Source organism: Pseudoalteromonas phenolica (assembly GCF_001444405.1).
Taxonomy (GTDB): domain Bacteria; phylum Pseudomonadota; class Gammaproteobacteria; order Enterobacterales; family Alteromonadaceae; genus Pseudoalteromonas; species Pseudoalteromonas phenolica.
This window is the reverse complement of the sequence record NZ_CP013188.1, coordinates 398,645-412,313: the sequence shown is the minus strand read 5'-3', so window position 1 is coordinate 412,313 and position 13,669 is coordinate 398,645. Positions and strand designations below refer to the sequence as shown.

Sequence of the window (13,669 nt, the reverse complement as noted above, 5' to 3'; positions counted from 1 at the left end):
GGTGATTTACACCTTCTCAATACTCAATAACACTTCACCCACTTTAAAACCAAACTTAATGATCTCAGTGCGATTAATTAAACGGTTTTCATCCACCAAATACATCCAATCGTCGAGGGTAACAACCAAAGGGTCACCTTTATATTGAATTTCTAGGTCATATCGCCAGTACAAAGCATTACCGCGAGCCTGACCATTTGCTTGGCCAATTACATCGTTTGCAGTGCCTGTATATTCTCCGTCAGCGGTTTTTGTTATCAACCAAGTGCGCGTGTCTTTCTCACCATCGTCGTAGACAAACCACTCATCCAGTTTGCCTTTTAGCTGGCCATTTTCTTTCTGCCAAGTGCCGATCAACTTCACGGTAAAGCTACGCTGAAATGCACCACTTCTATCGAGTACCACACCATGAGCTTTAAGTTCGCCCTGAAAAAACTCCTCTAATTTTAGTTCAGGTGTTTTACCAACGTAATCATCAATGTGGTTGCTTGAACATCCAACTAAAAACAAGAATCCTAGGATGAGTGTTAGCACTCTGATCATTTTTTCTCTCCAATAAGTTGTGCGCGCAGTTCCGGCTCCGAAGTTTTTTCACTCAGCCAAATCGCAAGAAATGCTTTACCAAATTGCGGATCATTCATATTTCCTATTTTGCTCGTCGCATCATAAAAATCTGACGTACCATCAGGGTGAACACGAATAGTAAGTTGGCTGCCTTCTTTGATGTCAGGCCAGATCTGCTCAAGTTGCGATACCCAATTAGGAATAGCTTCATTTTCATAACCAATATGAACCCATTGATCTAACGTTGCTTCTATCAAATCTACTTTGTCTATATCTCGGAGGTAAGTGATTTTCAGTGCGACTGGAGGTGTATCGGCTTGGTAACTGGAAGTTTTTCCGAACAATTCGGCTTTATATAGATCCCAAAACATCACTGACATTTGACCCTCACCGTACTTTGTGAGGCCTTGTACTGGTGAGGCAAAGCTATTAAAAGAAAATAAAAAACAAATTAAAAAAATCACACGCATGACGTGTTCCTGTTGATTTAGCTTAACTTGTAATACGGTCTATTATTTAAATAGATCAGCACTGGCATGATTAACGCCCAACCCAATGCATAAATAAACAAAAATTGAGTCTGCGCAACGCCCATACCCAGCGCACCAAATTTAACCGCAGCAAAATAACTCAGCGGACCAAAGATGCCACCGATTAAGGCATTAACAAACACATTGAGTTTATTCATCCAATCAAAAGAATAATTAAGGCTAAGTACAAACATCAGCCAAAGCAGACATAACCAAGCGGGAAAAAAGCCTTCATTGAAGGTCAAAATACCCAGCTTAAACATTAGAAAGTCAAATACAATACCAACAGAGGCAATCGGTAGCAGTTTGAAGTCTCGGGCTCGATCTTTAAATACTGCAAAGTGCAATGCAACTAAAGGCAACAAAAGCCAGCTTGCATGTTCGGTAAACAAAGCACAAGTAAACCATACAAGCTGGAATAGGAAGAAGTTAATAACGGCAAATTTGTTCATCGGTATCGTTTCGATAATTAGGCTTGCGTAGTACTAAGTGATGAGTGCTTATTACACGCTCTAAAAACGCGCCTTCGCAGTATGCCAAATAAAAATGCCATAAACGCTTAAACTGCTCGTCGAAACCGAACTCGGTAAGCGCTTGCCAATTTGCATCAAAGCCTTTACGCCAATCTGCCAGAGTTCTGGCATAGTGCAAACCGATGTCTTCAATATTATCGAGCATCATATTTGTTTGCTCGGCGACGTGTTTACTCATAACCGCAATAGACGGCAAACATCCTCCAGGGAAGATATAGCGTTGAATAAAGTCAACATTAGTTCGGTAATGATCGTAACGAGAATCTAAAATGGTAATCGCTTGAACAAGCATTAAGCCTTCATCTTTAAGCAAGTTATTACATTTAGCAAAAAACTCCGCCATAAACTCATGGCCAACGGCCTCTATCATTTCAATTGAAACTAGTTTGTCGTATTTACCTTCGAGTAAACGGTAATCTTTCTTAAGCAAAGTTATCTTGTCTTCAAGCCCTTTCGCTTTTACTTTATCAACCGCAAATTCGTATTGAGCATCTGAAATCGTTGTCGTTGTAACCTGACAACCATAATGCTCGGCAGCGAAAATTGCCAAGCCACCCCAACCAGTGCCAATTTCAATTAAATGGTCGGTCGGCTTTAAATCTAATTTGTCGCAGATTGTTTTAAGTTTATTGAGTTGCGCTTCATGCAGCTGAGTTGCCGAGTCACTATAAATAGCACTTGAGTACATCATAGTACTGTCGAGGAACCGAGTGTACAGCTCATTACCAAGGTCGTAATGCGCCAAGATATTATTTTTTGAGCCGCTTTGAGTATTGGCATTTTTACGATGAAAAATCTTATTTTTCAGTTGGGTAAACCACGCGCCCTGTTTCTCGATTTCATCAAGCTGTTCTTGGCAACGGGCAAATACTTGGATAACTTCGGTTAAGTTTGGTGTCGTCCATTTTTTCGCGATGTAGGCTTCTGCCGCTGCAATGCTGCCCCCTTTTACGAAGTCGACATACATAGACGCATCCTGCACTATTATCTTGCCACATAACTTAGCGTCCACATTACCCAAACGAGTTATCTGCCCTGCTTCTTCTATTTCTAAACTGGCTTTTTGTAATTTATCGAGTAACGAAATGACTAGGTTACGACATTTATTTTCAAACCAAGAAAGTTGCTCTGGATTCGTTGTTGCGGTGACATTGGTAGATGACTGTTCCATTATTAACCTCTAGTCTCAGGGTGCGCAATAAACGGGATACGTTTGGCAAACAATTTAGCAGCTTGCCAATAAATGCCAGCGACTACTTTAATTGGCATCAGCGGTGCCGACAGCCACGCTTTAAACAAACTGCTTTTTGTTATTTCACGCTTTTTCATCGCAAGCGTGGCATCAAATTGCTTATGGTCTTTATGGTTTTCAATATGAACCAAGACCTGCTCTGCTGGCGGCTTAACCCGCCAATGGTATTGCATGTCTAGGTCCATAAATGGAGACACATGAAAATCTTTTTGAGTTTTCATATCACCCTGTAAATCGACCAAATAGTAATGACGCTCAAGCCAAGGCGTATTGCTTACCTCAACCAGCATGTAGCGACATTCACCGTCATTTTGATAACAAAAATAGAAGTTTGCTGGGCTAAAATAAAAACCGAAACATCGGCACTGACCCATTAACGTGACTTTTTCGCCATCCCATTTCCCACCCAATTGGGAAACTTTACTTGCTATACGTTGTTTTAAATTGCCCGGTTCATTTTTTACATAATCAGCTTGAAAAAAACTCATAGGCGCAAACTTTTTCAAGCTAAATACTGAATGAGTTGCTGCTAACGCTTCAACTTCATCTAAGTCTAGCGCGAGTTGCGTCATAGTGTAGTTAAACTCATGACTTTTCGGACTAAAACGTCTGTGTCTAACTTGGCCCTGATAAATCGCGCTGTTCATAACTACAGCTCACACTCAAATCGTTTACATACGTCTAATGCCGAACGCACGCCATCTTCGTGGAAGCCGTTATACCAGTAAGCGCCACAGAAGTGGGTGCGATTTTTGCCGCAGATATCAGAGCGACGCTGCTGTGCTGCCATACTTTGCTTGTTAAACACCGGATGGTGATAGGTGAATTCTCTTAATATTTTAGATTTATCTATGATGGCCGTTTGATTTAACGTCACACAGAATGTGGTATCGCTTTGCAACCCCTGCAATATATTCATATTGTAGGTCACCGCAGCTGGGCGCATATTGGTATTGTCTAAACGGTAGTTCCAGCTAGCCCAAGCAAGTGGACGCTTTGGCAGCATATTGGTATCGGTATGAAGCACCACTTGGTTTTCACTGTAAGGTATAGCACCAAGTACTTGCTGCTCTTGTTCGTTCGCATCTGCCAATAATGAAAGGGCTTGATCTGAATGGCATGCAAATACCACTTCATCAAACAACTCTTCACTGCCATCGGCAAGCTTTATCACAACAGTATCTTCGTTACGTGTTACAGAGCTTATATCACTGTTGAGACAAATCTTGTCTGAAAATTCACGCGTTAAAGGCTTCACATATTCACGAGATCCGCCTTTGATCACATGCCATTGTGGGCGGTCGCTGATGTTTAACAAACCATGGTTATAGAAAAACTGCACAAAGAAACGTAGTTCGAAGTCGCGCATCTCTTGCAAACTAGTGGACCAAATGGCTGCACCCATTGGCAAAATGTAGTGCTGGCTAAAATAGTCTGAAAAATGCTGTTCATCTAAAAAATCGCCCAATGTTAAATGAGGCGCTATTTGCTGATCATGTAGCGCCTTACACGCCTTATTGAATCGCAGGATTTCTCTGATTAGGCCCCAAAATTTTGGGTTCAAAATGTTACGGCGCTGCGCAAATAACGAATTTAAGTTATTGCCATTGTACTCTAAACCCGATTGTACGTTGTGCACACTAAAACTCATTTCAGTGTCCTTATACCCAACCCCAATCTGGCTAAGCAGTTTTAAAAAATTTGGGTAGGTTTTGTTATTACAAACAATAAAGCCAGTATCGATAGCATACTCCTTTCCATCGACTTCGACATCAACAGTGGCCGTGTGACCACCAATGTAATTGTTTTTTTCGTATAACTTGATGTCGTATTTTTTTGATAGCAAGTAAGCGCACGTTAAACCAGAAATACCACTACCTATGATGGCAACTCTCTTCATGTTTTTATCATCCTTTTAGCCAGCGGACGCCAAAGATTAAATGGTAAAAGAGCTAAGACTTTAAGCGTCCACGTAAAGCCTTTAGGAAAATGAATGTCAAATGTACTTTTGCTCATGCCTTTAAAGATGGCTTTAGCTGCATCTTCGGCTTCAATAATGCCTGGCATATCGAAGTCGTTTTTGTCTGTAAGTGGCGTTTTAACAAACCCGGGATGAATAACACTGATGCCAATCTCTTGCGGCTCTAGATCTATGCTGAGGGTTTTAGCCAAATATGTAATACCCGCTTTTGAGGCACCATAGGCCTCAGCGCGCGTCAGTGGTACGTAGGCGGCACTTGAGCTCATCAAACCTACTTGACCACCAAACTTTATTTGTTTGAGCCAAACTTCCAAGCAATATCCTACGGCAATTAAATTGGTTTGAATAACCCGCTCAAACAATGCCCCATCGAACTGTTTAGGATTATCTATATATTCACAAGTACCTGCATTGAGAATTAAATGGTCAATGGCTAAGTCTTTTGGCAAGGCATTTTTTAGGGCGTTTTTGTCATTTAAATCGAAAGTACAAGGTATGATATTTGCTGATTTTTCACTTAAAATATCTAACTTTGCTTGATTTCTGCCACACGCATATACTGTGAACCCTTGTTGTGCATACTCCAGCGCCAAAGCTTCACCAATGCCCGAAGAAGCGCCCGTGATAACGACGACTTTAGATTGGGTACTCATGCAGCCGTCCTGCGCTTGATTAAGTTAATGACAGTACCGAAAATAGGAAGGTGTTGATAGATCATCTCACCTGCATCAAAGTAATCGCGGTGATAGACGACCTTACCGTTTTCAAACTCAAGGTAAGTATTACCATTCACTTTAAGTGGCTGACCCTGTTTTATTTTTTTATGTGAAAAAGTCATCACCCAATACACACTGGCTTTGTTGTCTTGCTCGAATGAGGTGTGAATAACGAATTGGCCTTGGTTCAGGTTTTCATACATGTTAGCGAAATAGTCGGTAAGCGCAGGCAAACCTTCTATTCTGTGAAGCGGATCTTCAAACACTATCTTGTCACCGTACACTTCACCGAGTAGTTCAAGATTCGACTTGTCTAGTTGGTTATACAGCTTCAAAAAATCTGATATCAAGGCATTATTCGACATACTTAAGGTAACTCACTTTTGTAATATTCTAGTGCCTGATTTCTTGCTTCTTTTAAATCAACGATAGCATCGGGATACACATCGCTTTGACCTGTTGCAGCCAAGTAAGCTTGCGGTGCGTGAATATGTTTGGTCGGCACATTTTCTAATTCTGGTAAATACTTACGGATAAAATCGCCGTTGGGATCAAACTTCTCACTCTGTGTGAGTGGGTTAAAGATCCTAAAATATGGTTGTGCATCACACCCTGTGCCCGCCGCCCATTGCCAACCACCATTATTAGCAGCCAAATCGCCATCGATAAGATGCTGCATAAAAAATGCTTCACCTTTGCGCCAATCCACCAGCAAATGTTTCGTTAAAAAGCTAGCGACTATCATACGTAACCGATTATGCATCCAACCTGTTTGTTTAAGTTGTTTGATTGCAGCATCTACGATTGGGAATCCGGTTTGAGCATTACTCCAAAGTTCGAACTTCGCTTGATGATCAGGCCATCTGAAGCCATGGAACTTCTCTTGAAAATCTTTGTTTTTACTTAAATTAGGGAACGCATCTAAAAGATGGCGATAAAACTCTCGCCAAATCAACTCATTCAACCAGCTAAATTGTGGCGCTTTCATATCTTCAAGCACGTTCGGAGCATGGTTGATAAGTTCAATAAAAACACGTTTTGGACTGATAGCACCTATGGCTAAATAAGGTGATAAACCGCTAGTTGCTTTTAAATCTGGTCTGTCTCTGTATAGTTCATAGTCATCATGCTTTTCAGCTAAAAAGCGCGGCAATACCTGTCTTAGCGCAGTATCTGCCAAAGGCCATTTCGACGACTCAACTATAGGGTAATCGAAACTAAATTTATGCTCATCAAACTCAACATCAACTGCCGCTAAATTGCCTAAATAACTCTGATCAAACCCACTTTGTTTAACCGCTTGAAGCCAGGCCTTTTTGAACGGCGTGTAGACCTTAAACATTTCGCCCTGCTTGTTGCGCACAGACCCTTTTGGCAACATCACATCAGATTCGAACAGGTTCAGCTCAATACGTGCAGCAACTTGCTTATCTCTATCAATCTCATCTATTTCTAATTGACTGTTCGCGAATACTCGCGTGATTTGATGCTCAGAGCAAAAATTTAACAATTGCTCGATTTGAATATTAAAATCACTGCCGTATATCACAGTCAGCTCAATACCTTGAGCGTTAAGCTGTTGTTCAAACCATGCCAAGTGACGTGCCATAAAATCGACCTGAACAGGCGCAATATTATGGCGTTGCCAAGTGTGAGGAGTAGAAATGAAAATTGCCTGTTTGCATCCTTGCGATAGGGCTTGTATTAATGCGGGGTTGTCGTCGAGTCTAAAGTCTTTCCTTATCCAATAAAGGGCACTCATTATAGGCTATACCTCAGTTTTAAATCTGCAGGATATGGGTTTAAGTACGCTTGCTTTGATAGGTACTCGTTCGGGTAATCTCTTAAGTAATGGTTAATCAAGGTCAAAGGTACAAGCAGTGGTACTAAGCCCTGACGATAAGCCATGACTTGCTCTGTTAACTCTTCTTTCTTCGTTTTGTCGAGTACTTTTTTGAAATAACCCTGTAAGTGCTGCAAAGTGTTCGTATGGTTACGACGTGAAGCAGGCTTTTTCAAAGCTGACATCAACATAGAAATGTATTGCTCGGCAAGTTCTTCCAAAGGTGCTTTCGACTGCCCTAACATGTTGCCGATTTTGCGATACATTTCGAGATTATGACTCATCACCAAATATTTATTTTGGCTGTGGAACTCGATCAATTTGTGTTTGGTTAAACCCGACGCCACCAGCTCTTGCCATTTCTTGTAAGTGAATACGCGCATGACAAAGTTTTCACGTAACACGGCATCGTTTAAGCGGCCATTTTCCTCACAAGGTAAGTTTGGGTGTGCGTCTAGAATTTGTTTAGCGAACAAGCCGACACCGTTGTGCTCACAGCCTTTGCCATGCTCGTAATAAACCTTTACACGTTCCATACCGCAGCTAGGGCTGCCTTTCATAAATACAAAGCCACTCAAATGATCGATGCGAGATGCCACTTTTTGACCAAACTCAGTCATTTTCTCTGTGACATCCATTGAACCATCAGGTCGCGAAACCGCAATCACATCATCATATTTAATTTGTCTAATAGTCGGTCTCGGAATAGGCAAGCCGACCGCCACTTCAGGGCAGAACTTTTCATATTCAACATGCTGACCTAACTGATTCATACAGAAATCGGATTTTTTATGGCTCTTGTCAAAACGAACTTGATCGCCCGTAAGACAAGCGCTAATGCCAATTTTTATTGGCGAAGAAAATTCAGGATTAAACTCATTCATAGCTATCTCCTAGTAAATGAACTTACCTATTGGATTGAGCAATTTGCTAATTCCTTGAGTAAAGTGAAGCGAGTCACTAGATACAGTTAAGCACAAACACCCTTCTTTAGTAACAGGCGTATGTGTATTTTTACCATCGAGCCAAATAAAATCACCGCGATTGTAAGTGCCCATTTCATCTTCAAAACTGCCATCAACAAGTAATGTAATTTCAAACCCATTATGAGTATGATTTGGTACAGAACCTTCAGCGTCTATGTGTAACAAACTCATGCGCAGATCGCCATCTTCTAATTCGATGCGAGAACGAGATAGCTTGCCAAGGTTCATCCAATTAGAACGCTCGAGGTTGCATAAAACTTGAGGCAAACAGTATGGCTTATCCGCTACTGTGACTTCTTGAGGCTCAGCCTCAATAAATTCATCAAAACTTTTGTCTTCAGTCACTTCATCAATAAAAGCATCAAAATCAAACTGAATTTCAGACTCATCGAACATTAAGGATTCTTTTTCAAAACAACTCTCTGCTGCATTGGCTGTAAGCAGAGTAATCTGTTCTTGGCACTTAGGACACATTTCTAAATGAGCAGCAATCATAATACTTACAGAAGCAGGTAACTCTCCAGCCACATAACTTTCAAGCAGTTCTTGTTTTGGGTGGTGCTTAATCATAGTCTGCTCCTATGTGTTGTTTGAGTTTAGTAAGTGCAAGTCTTAAACGTGATTTCACAGTACCAAGTGGAATATTAAGCTGCTTTGACAATTGCTCTTGTGAAAGCTCTTGGAAATAAACGCCGTGAACAACTTGCTTCTGATTTTCGGGCAGCTTGTTAAGGTATTGCGCAAGTTGCTTGTCCATCAAGTGATCGGCAAACATGTGGTCATCACTGTTTTGTGCTTCAGCTAAAGGCCAGATCTCTTCACTGATGGTGTCTTCTTGATTAGATTGGATTTTACGCAGCATATCAAAACTGATGTTACGCATAACCGTGTAAATCCAAGTTGTGGCTGCACCTTTTTCTACGTTGTATAGGTGCGCTTTACGCCACACATTGGTCATAGTTTCTTGAAGCAACTCATTAGCCATTACTGGGTTGTTAAATTGTTTACGACCAAAACCAATAATTTTTGGAGAAAACCATTTAAATAGATTTGCAAATGCACGTCTATCACGCTCTTGCGCCACGCTGATCAACCAAGATGACAAAGTTTTGCCATCCACTTCAGCAGGCGGAGTTTGAGACTGTTTTGTTGTGCTCATCGAAAGATGGGAATTCCTATTTTCTGTGCTCACCATGACTAAACCCATTAATTGCAATTCGTATAATATACGTATTGAAATAGATATAGATCACATGAATTTAGATCTTAATGATTATTGTAGGTTAATTAAAAGGTTTAACCTAACATTATGGTGTGCAAGAAATTTTGAGCTTTATCAAAACTGTACTGATCAACAAACACTTCTTTTTGCTCCATTGATAATGGCAGCAGTTCTAAATAGCGCGCACAAACCCAATTTGGATTATCAAACTGCGGTGCAGGATATAAATTTTTGATATCTGGGTGTAATGAAAAAATCTCTTCGAGTTTATCGGCAAGTGCAATATGGTTTTCATTCGAACTCGCCTGTGCCCAATGTTCTTTTGGTTCGCATTTTGCGAATCGTAGGTTATCTTCATCAAAATAAACGTTACTGAGCTTCACTAACGATTTTGCTTGCACATCAATGTGCAACATACCTTCTTCTTCAAAGAAGTCGACAATGTTAACCCAAGCAGCCCATTCAGATACCTCAAACTCAGCATCTGGCTTATAAATCGTTAACGCGAAACCATCTTCTTTTGTTGCAATAGACACCAGTTTTTTATATCTCGGCTCAAATATACGAAGACGGGTAACGCCTTCTGGCAGCAAAAATACAGGAAGTGGAAAAACGGGTAATTGCATAAATAAGACCTAAAAACTCTACATGGCAGTTTTTACGTGAAAGCCAAAAAAAAAGATCGATTAAGTTTCTACATCTTTTTCTAACTTTCTTTAACTCGTTACTTTGCCTTTTAAACAGTTAGAATCTATAAATAAAAATAGTTCTTAAATACGGGATTATTTATGTCACTTCATCAACTGATTTATCTTAGTAAAGCAAGTAGACACCTCGACAGCGTTGATTTTTTAAAGCTACTTGGAGTTGCTAGAGAAAATAACTTAAACCTTCGAGTAACAGGAAGCTTGTTTTACAACGGAGGATGGTTTTTACAAGTCTTGGAGGGGGATTTGCACATCATCCAAGACTTATACAGAAAAATTGAGAATGACGACAGACATATGCAAGCAAAAGTGCTTTACCTCGAGCCTGCCAACAGTCGAACCTTTTCTCGTTGGACCATGAATATGATCAATCTTGATGAGGAGCACGATAGTAAATATCACATTTTACGTGATTTGCTCGATGCAGCAGTCAAAGGCAACATGATTGATGGTTTAAGTGCTCCAGTAAAACTCTTGAAAGTCTTTTCTGACGATAACCTATTTGGTATTCGTTGATATCTAAATGTTAAACCAACACTGAGCAATCGCACCTGCTTTATCTTCACGGTTGCTTAGCGTTAATTTTGCACCTTGTTGCTCTATCATGTTTCTGCACAAGTTAAGTCCTATCCCTTTACCTTGTGCTTTGGTGGTATAAAACGGCACAAACAAATTATCGGTATTTTGAATACCCGACCCCGAGTCTCTTATTTCAATCACTATTTGTTTGCCCTGTCCGTAGGCATTTAACTCGATAGGTTGATGTGATTTACTCGCTTCAATGGCGTTCTTAACTAAATTAACCAGTACTTGCTCAAGCAATACTTTATCAGCAAGCACATAAGGCGCATCACATTTAATCTCTATGGGATAATCAAACAAATTGCTCACCGAATGAAGCAAGGGCGCAATCTCGCATTGCGCTATATGAACATCGAATTGTTTGCTTAAATTCGCATAGCGATTTACAAATTGCATTAAGCCGGTACTGCGCTCAACAATAACTTTTAAAGCCGGATCTAAATTCGCAAAGTCATCATTGCCTTTAAGCATATCTTGAAGCGTTTGCGCTAATGACTTAATAGGTGACAATGAATTGTTAATTTCATGACTCAATACGCGGGTCATTTTCTGCCAAGCTATTTGTTCTGTGTGATACACCACCTGCTCAATATTAGTAAGCACTAACAACTGATAACTTTGCTCTTGCATCGTGAATTGACTATGTCGTAACTGCCATTTTGCGATATGAGATTCATCACTTAATTGCCATTTATTTTCGGCTAACGTAAAGCCTAAATCGTCCGCGTTTGTATGCCTGAGAGTCTGCCATGGCTGCTTGCGCCAATTAGAAAAAGCTTCATTAGCATGATGTAATTTATGTGCTTTATTTAAAACCACAATAGGAGTAGCTAGTTGCTCAATGAGCCTAAGTACTAACACCGCTTGTTGGTCATATTGTGATTTTCTGCTTTGCAGTTCTAGCGACATCGCGGTGATTTCATCGGCCAATAATTTCACTGCGCCTTGGTTAAACTTCGGGTTGGCACGCAGTGAATAGTCTTCATGTCTTATCGCTTCAAGGACAGCTGAAAACCGATAAAAAGGGTTTAGCAAAGCGCTTCTTACATACCAACATAACAGCGCAAACGGGCAAATTAGTAATACCAATAGGGAGCAAACCACTAAGACACTGGCTGAACTATACCAAAGAATAAAAACCGTAAGCCCCGACAAAGCCAGTAAGCAACTGCCAATAAACAGAGTCAGGATGCTTTCGATGGAACGTAATTCTAGCCGCTCCGTGAGTTTTTTCATTGATTTGAACATGTGCTGACTCATTACTTGTTTAATTAGCAATTTACTTAGTTGATAAACCGAATTTTTCTAAACGACGATAAATAGCACTTTTGCTTATACCAAGTAATTCCCCCGCTTGTTCTACATTGCTGTGAGTTTGCGAAAGTGCCATTTTCAGCAGTTTTTTCTCAGCATCTTCAAGGGTCATTAAGGGAATGTCATTTTCCGAAGAAGTATTTTTCGATGAATTGTTCAACGTTTTAAACTCAAGGTCTTGCGCATCTATACAGTCGCCTTCAGCCATTAAAACGGCTCTTGCCATCATATGACTGAGCTCTCTTACGTTACCTGGCCATGAGTAATCAAGCAAAGCCTGCTCGGCTAATTTGCTTAGAGGCAAAGGAGTCAACTGATATTGTTTAGCATGTAATTCAATAAAATGCTTTGCCAACACAACGATGTCATCGGGACGTGCGTTTAGAGGTGGAATGGTAAGCTCAATAGTGTTCAATCTAAAGTATAAATCGGTTCTAAACTCACCACTTTCAAGCATGGCCTCAAAGTCGGCATTAGATGCCGCGATAATGCGACAACTCGCCTGTTGGGTCAGCGTATCACCGACTCGTTCAAACTGTTTGGACTCGAGTACCCGCAGCAGTTTAGCTTGTTGATTCGCCCCCATTGTCGCGACTTCATCTAAAAATAAAGTACCATTATTGGCAAGTTCAAAGCGCCCCGCTCTGTCTTGCTTAGCATCGGTAAATGCGCCTTTTTTGTGGCCAAATAACTCGCTTTCGAACAAGCTTTCAGGAATAGCACCCATGTTTACCGAAACAAACTCGCCGGTGCGCGCTGAGTGAGTGTGCACATATTCTGCGATACAGCTTTTACCCGTGCCATTTTCACCGCGCAAAAAAATCGTCGCATCGGTTTTAGCAACACGCTCTAACTGCGCTTTTAATTTTTGCATCTGTGGGCTATGCCACAAAATTGATTTTGAAATGTTATTTGATGAAGTCTCGCTTTTGCCAAACTGAGCTGATTCAGATTGTTTAGAAATCGCTTTTTGATGATCAATTTGTGCTAAAGCTAGATGCTTTTTCATCATCATCACAACCGCATGATTATCCCAAGGTTTGGCAAAAAAATCTTTCGCGCCCAATTGCATAGCTTCAACAGCCAAAGAGACACTCGACCAAGCCGTCATCGCCAGAATAGGTGGAGAGCTTGTTTTTTGTTGCGCACGCAAAAAAGCCAAACCTTCTTCGCCCGATGTGGTATCAAATTCAAAGTTCATATCGAGCAGAATTAGGTCAATGCGGTGCGAGTGTAAAAGCTCGCTAGCAACAGCAGGGCTCTCAGCTTCAAACACCTCATAACCATGATTGTTTAGCAAAAAACGAAGGCTGAGCCTTACATCGGCCCTGTCTTCTACAATCAAAATATGCTGCTTTGCTGCTGGCATGCCCATACTGCTCCTTGGATTTTATTATTTTTTTTAGTTATTCGCTTAAAGCGTAAGCTCTAAAACGAGT

Annotated in this window: 16 protein-coding genes; 1 reads left to right on the top strand and 15 read right to left on the bottom strand. The window is 40.8% G+C overall.

The genetic code is table 11. The features are described from left to right. Positions 1-6 precede the first annotated feature (6 nt). The 13 genes from PP2015_RS19020 to PP2015_RS18960 all read right to left on the bottom strand — a co-directional run bounded on the left by PP2015_RS19020 (position 7) and on the right by PP2015_RS18960 (position 10,253). Positions 7-543 carry a DUF3833 domain-containing protein gene (locus tag PP2015_RS19020; RefSeq protein ID WP_058032079.1) on the bottom strand — a complete coding sequence of 179 codons (537 nt, stop codon included), beginning with the start codon at positions 541-543 and terminating at the stop codon, positions 7-9. Next, positions 540-1,034, bottom strand: coding sequence for a chalcone isomerase family protein (locus PP2015_RS19015; protein WP_058032078.1), 495 nt, complete (start codon positions 1,032-1,034; stop codon positions 540-542). The genes PP2015_RS19020 and PP2015_RS19015 overlap by 4 nt, the downstream gene beginning before the upstream one ends. A 17-nt stretch (positions 1,035-1,051) precedes the next feature. Beyond that, positions 1,052-1,546 (bottom strand): DUF2878 domain-containing protein, encoded by a 495-nt coding sequence (locus tag PP2015_RS19010; RefSeq protein ID WP_058032077.1) that lies wholly within the window; start codon positions 1,544-1,546, stop codon positions 1,052-1,054. After that, positions 1,524-2,798: an SAM-dependent methyltransferase gene (locus PP2015_RS19005; RefSeq protein WP_058032076.1), complete on the bottom strand. Its 1,275-nt coding sequence runs from the start codon at positions 2,796-2,798 to the stop codon at positions 1,524-1,526. Before PP2015_RS19005 ends, PP2015_RS19010 begins: the two co-directional genes overlap by 23 nt. Before the next feature lie 2 nt (positions 2,799-2,800). Continuing rightward, entirely contained in the window at positions 2,801-3,526 is a 726-nt protein-coding gene (locus tag PP2015_RS19000; protein WP_058032075.1) for a DUF1365 domain-containing protein, read from the bottom strand. Between the two features lie 2 nt (positions 3,527-3,528). Further along, entirely contained in the window at positions 3,529-4,779 is a 1,251-nt protein-coding gene (locus PP2015_RS18995) for an NAD(P)/FAD-dependent oxidoreductase (protein WP_058032074.1), read from the bottom strand. Further along, positions 4,776-5,513, bottom strand: coding sequence for an SDR family NAD(P)-dependent oxidoreductase (locus PP2015_RS18990; RefSeq protein WP_058032073.1), 738 nt, complete (start codon positions 5,511-5,513; stop codon positions 4,776-4,778). Before PP2015_RS18990 ends, PP2015_RS18995 begins: the two co-directional genes overlap by 4 nt. Next, entirely contained in the window at positions 5,510-5,941 is a 432-nt protein-coding gene (locus PP2015_RS18985) for a nuclear transport factor 2 family protein (protein ID WP_058032072.1), read from the bottom strand. Before PP2015_RS18985 ends, PP2015_RS18990 begins: the two co-directional genes overlap by 4 nt. A 2-nt stretch (positions 5,942-5,943) precedes the next feature. Further along, positions 5,944-7,338 carry a deoxyribodipyrimidine photo-lyase gene (phrB, locus tag PP2015_RS18980; RefSeq protein WP_058032071.1) on the bottom strand — a complete coding sequence of 465 codons (1,395 nt, stop codon included), beginning with the start codon at positions 7,336-7,338 and terminating at the stop codon, positions 5,944-5,946. Then, complete coding sequence (locus PP2015_RS18975; protein ID WP_058032070.1) at positions 7,338-8,303, bottom strand: YbgA family protein; 966 nt, start codon at positions 8,301-8,303, stop codon at positions 7,338-7,340. Before PP2015_RS18975 ends, phrB begins: the two co-directional genes overlap by 1 nt. Positions 8,304-8,312: 9 nt before the next feature. Beyond that, entirely contained in the window at positions 8,313-8,975 is a 663-nt protein-coding gene (locus PP2015_RS18970; protein WP_058032069.1) for a ChrR family anti-sigma-E factor, read from the bottom strand. Next, positions 8,968-9,564, bottom strand: a complete 597-nt coding sequence (locus PP2015_RS18965; RefSeq protein WP_128724312.1) for a sigma-70 family RNA polymerase sigma factor — start codon at positions 9,562-9,564, stop codon at positions 8,968-8,970. The genes PP2015_RS18970 and PP2015_RS18965 overlap by 8 nt, the downstream gene beginning before the upstream one ends. A 137-nt stretch (positions 9,565-9,701) precedes the next feature. Further along, entirely contained in the window at positions 9,702-10,253 is a 552-nt protein-coding gene (locus PP2015_RS18960; protein ID WP_058032068.1) for an LON peptidase substrate-binding domain-containing protein, read from the bottom strand. A 162-nt stretch (positions 10,254-10,415) separates the two neighbouring features. Here PP2015_RS18960 and PP2015_RS18955 point away from each other — a divergent pair, with 162 nt between their 5' ends. Further along, positions 10,416-10,850 carry a BLUF domain-containing protein gene (locus tag PP2015_RS18955; RefSeq protein ID WP_058032067.1) on the top strand — a complete coding sequence of 145 codons (435 nt, stop codon included), beginning with the start codon at positions 10,416-10,418 and terminating at the stop codon, positions 10,848-10,850. Positions 10,851-10,853: 3 nt separating this feature from the next. On the opposite strand, the gene PP2015_RS18950 is transcribed toward PP2015_RS18955, so the two are convergent. Together PP2015_RS18950 and PP2015_RS18945 are read right to left on the bottom strand one after the other, a co-directional pair. After that, positions 10,854-12,152 (bottom strand): sensor histidine kinase, encoded by a 1,299-nt coding sequence (locus PP2015_RS18950; protein ID WP_161568547.1) that lies wholly within the window; start codon positions 12,150-12,152, stop codon positions 10,854-10,856. 43 nt (positions 12,153-12,195) lie between these two features. Then, positions 12,196-13,605, bottom strand: coding sequence for a sigma-54-dependent transcriptional regulator (locus PP2015_RS18945; protein WP_319593344.1), 1,410 nt, complete (start codon positions 13,603-13,605; stop codon positions 12,196-12,198). Between the last annotated feature and the right edge of the window lie 64 nt (positions 13,606-13,669).

Excerpts from the sequence above, each read along its gene's own strand:
- PP2015_RS19020 (WP_058032079.1), bottom strand. The coding sequence starts at position 543 with ATGATCAGAGTGCTAACACTCATCCTAGGATTCTTGTTTTTAGTTGGA.
- PP2015_RS19015 (WP_058032078.1), bottom strand. The coding sequence starts at position 1,034 with ATGCGTGTGATTTTTTTAATTTGTTTTTTATTTTCTTTTAATAGCTTT.
- PP2015_RS19010 (WP_058032077.1), bottom strand. The coding sequence starts at position 1,546 with ATGAACAAATTTGCCGTTATTAACTTCTTCCTATTCCAGCTTGTATGG.
- PP2015_RS19005 (WP_058032076.1), bottom strand. The coding sequence starts at position 2,798 with ATGGAACAGTCATCTACCAATGTCACCGCAACAACGAATCCAGAGCAA.
- PP2015_RS19000 (WP_058032075.1), bottom strand. The coding sequence starts at position 3,526 with ATGAACAGCGCGATTTATCAGGGCCAAGTTAGACACAGACGTTTTAGT.
- PP2015_RS18995 (WP_058032074.1), bottom strand. The coding sequence starts at position 4,779 with ATGAAGAGAGTTGCCATCATAGGTAGTGGTATTTCTGGTTTAACGTGC.
- PP2015_RS18990 (WP_058032073.1), bottom strand. The coding sequence starts at position 5,513 with ATGAGTACCCAATCTAAAGTCGTCGTTATCACGGGCGCTTCTTCGGGC.
- PP2015_RS18985 (WP_058032072.1), bottom strand. The coding sequence starts at position 5,941 with ATGTCGAATAATGCCTTGATATCAGATTTTTTGAAGCTGTATAACCAA.
- phrB (WP_058032071.1), bottom strand. The coding sequence starts at position 7,338 with ATGAGTGCCCTTTATTGGATAAGGAAAGACTTTAGACTCGACGACAAC.
- PP2015_RS18975 (WP_058032070.1), bottom strand. The coding sequence starts at position 8,303 with ATGAATGAGTTTAATCCTGAATTTTCTTCGCCAATAAAAATTGGCATT.
- PP2015_RS18970 (WP_058032069.1), bottom strand. The coding sequence starts at position 8,975 with ATGATTAAGCACCACCCAAAACAAGAACTGCTTGAAAGTTATGTGGCT.
- PP2015_RS18965 (WP_128724312.1), bottom strand. The coding sequence starts at position 9,564 with ATGAGCACAACAAAACAGTCTCAAACTCCGCCTGCTGAAGTGGATGGC.
- PP2015_RS18960 (WP_058032068.1), bottom strand. The coding sequence starts at position 10,253 with ATGCAATTACCCGTTTTTCCACTTCCTGTATTTTTGCTGCCAGAAGGC.
- PP2015_RS18955 (WP_058032067.1), top strand. The coding sequence starts at position 10,416 with ATGTCACTTCATCAACTGATTTATCTTAGTAAAGCAAGTAGACACCTC.
- PP2015_RS18950 (WP_161568547.1), bottom strand. The coding sequence starts at position 12,152 with ATGAAAAAACTCACGGAGCGGCTAGAATTACGTTCCATCGAAAGCATC.
- PP2015_RS18945 (WP_319593344.1), bottom strand. The coding sequence starts at position 13,605 with ATGGGCATGCCAGCAGCAAAGCAGCATATTTTGATTGTAGAAGACAGG.